The organism is Syntrophorhabdaceae bacterium, assembly GCA_028698615.1.
In the GTDB taxonomy this organism is placed as follows: domain Bacteria; phylum Desulfobacterota; class Syntrophorhabdia; order Syntrophorhabdales; family Syntrophorhabdaceae; genus Delta-02.
Window position 1 is genome coordinate 1 of record JAQVWF010000120.1, and the last position, 2,558, is coordinate 2,558.

2 protein-coding genes are annotated in these 2,558 nt (G+C 55.9%); both read right to left on the minus strand.

Annotated features, from left to right (window positions below):
• Positions 1–73 precede the first annotated feature (73 nt).
• A complete protein-coding gene (istB, locus tag PHC90_15035; protein ID MDD3847662.1) occupies positions 74–820 on the minus strand; it encodes an IS21-like element helper ATPase IstB in 747 nt (248 codons plus the stop codon).
• Positions 817–2,370, minus strand: coding sequence for an IS21 family transposase (gene istA, locus PHC90_15040; protein MDD3847663.1), 1,554 nt, complete (start codon positions 2,368–2,370; stop codon positions 817–819). Before istA ends, istB begins: the two co-directional genes overlap by 4 nt.
• Positions 2,371–2,558 lie beyond the last annotated feature (188 nt).

A 2,558-nucleotide genomic window follows, 5' to 3' on the forward strand; every position in this document is an offset into this window, starting at 1 on the left:
GTGTCAAGGGCCAGGGTAATTCCCCACTAGCGGGGCCAGGTTAATTCCCCACTTTTGCCGGATGACTGGTACATTATTTGTTATTCCTCGGGTTCAATTTCCTCCTGTATGTGTCTCCTTCATCAACCATAATATGATGGGCATGGTGGCTTAGCCGGTCGAGCGCCGAGTTCGCCATCACCGGGTCCGGGAAGAGTCCCACCCAGTCCTCAGGCGGCCGGTTGCTTGTTATGAGGATTGACGAGTGAAGATGACGTTCCGTCACGACCTCATAGAAGTCCTCCGCCTGGATCGGTGTCAGTACCGTCAGCCCGAAGTCGTCGATGATGAGAAGATCGGGCCTGACGTATTTCTTCAGCTGCCTCTCCCACGAGTGGTCCGCCCGCGCCGCATAGAGACTGCGGAGCATCTTCGCCGATTTGACGAAGAGCGTCGTGTGTCCCCGCCTGCACGCCTCATGTCCGAGCGCCTGGGCGAGATGCGTCTTCCCGACGCCCGGAAGCCCATAGACGAGAACATGCTCTTTTTTCTCTATAAAAAGGCAGGTTGCAAGGTCCGTCACGATCCCCCTTTTGATCCGGGGATTGAAGGCGAAGTCGAACCCCTCGAGAGTCTTCTGTTCCTCGAACGACGCCTGCCGGATCCTCTGAGTGAGTTTCTTCGCCTCTCTGCGTTCTATCTCGTCCTGGATGACGAGGGAGAGGAAGGTCATATAGGGAAGGTCCTCGTTCTTCGCTTGGGCGAGCCTTAAATCAAGGCTCTCTGTGAACCCCCCGAGCCTTAACTTCCGCAGCTGTTCAGCAAGATGATGGTCGATCATGGCGCCACCCCCTTAAAAGAATCAGGCGGTCTGAGGAAGCTTCTCCCCAGTTCCGACAGCGGGGCGGCGACGATGACGGGAGGTTTGCCGATCAATTCTTTTTCCAGCATCGCCTTGATGCTTTTATACCGGACATTGCCGTAAAGAAGTGCGCGTTCGGCCACCTTCTCGATAATATCGGGGTATTTCTCGGCAAGGCGCAGTATCGCCTGGGCCTTTCTCAGGTTCCGCATGGCGTGCTCCTCGAGGACCGCGTTCATGAGCGCCGCGGTGTTAGGGCCGTAATCGGCGGCCTTCTTTCTGCACCACGTCGGTGTCGCCATGAGGTAAGCGAGTTTCTCGGGAGGATAGTCCGTCTGGTCCGTCATCCATGTTCCCGGCAGCGCCGCCCTGGGGTGCATTTTTATCCGCTCATGGTCCAAGAAGACCTCTACCGTTTTATATGTCCCTTTGACCCAGACCTTCTTGCCGATATATCTCGTCGGCAGGGAATAGTAGGACTTGTCGAACACGATGTGATGGTCCGGGTGGACGGTGCACCTTTTCCACACAGGCCGCTCGAACGGCAGGAAGGGAAGCGGTCTCAAGCACTGTTTCTCTTCGGAGAGGAAGACAGGATAGGGCTTTCGTTTCGTCGTGCCGTGGATCTCATGACCGATCTCCTCCTTGCACCAGGTGAGTGCCCGCGCGTTGGCATCGTTGATATCGATAAAGGTCCTGCCCGCAAGGAGCTGCTGCTTGACCACCGCCACGGCCCTTTCGACCTTTCCTTTCTGCTCGGCGTCGCCTCTCTTCGCCGGATCGGCGACGAAGCCGTAGTGGCGTTCGAGATCGGCATAGGCGTAGTTGACGAGAGGATCGTAGATGTCGGGTTTCACAACGCCGGATTTCAAGTTGTCGAGCGTGATCCTGCCGGGCACCCCTCCGAACCATGCAAAGGCCCGTTCGTGGCAGTCAAGCCAGGTGGGGATGTCCTGGTTAAAGACGAAGCGGACGAAGCGGTGACGGCTATATGAGAGGGTCATGATGAAGGCCCATGCCCTGTGCTTCTTTTGCGTAGTTGGGTCGTACATGAGGCCGGCGTACCCGAAGTCGACCTGTGCCTCGTCGCCGGGAGGCGTCTCTATGCGGACGGTTACGTGCAAAGAGGTGCGGGGGAACTCCTTTCTTACGTACCGCTTGACGGTCGTATAAGCTACGTTAATTTGGTAATTCTCTTTTAAAAGACGCCATGCCTGCTTGGCCGTCATGTTCGAGTCTTCGAACCACCGCTCAATATCATCCCGGTAGCGACCAACAAGTTCAATGCCGGGCGCCTGGTAGGTGGCAGCCCGCTTAGCCATGATCACCTTGACCCTCCTCAAGAGCTCCTGTTCGTCGGGTAAAGGGTCGCCGCGACCTATCGTTAACTCGTTCAAAAGCCCGAGATATTTGCGTACTGTCTTGCGGTCAATGCCCAGCGATCGGCTGATCTGCTTAATCTTTCTTCCTTCATGCCACTGGTAGATTGTCTCCATAACCTCGTTCATCGGTATATCCCTCCTTGCCATGATCCCTCCGTTCCTTATTGTTGCCTTAAGGAATGCAGGATCATAATCGGTTTGTCCACCGACATCCGGCAAAAAAGTGGGGAATTAACCTGGCCCCGCCAAGTGGGGAATTACCTTGGCCCCGGTGGTGGGGAATTACCTTGGCCCTAAAGGGCATTTAGTGGGGATATACCATGGTCCTCGACAGT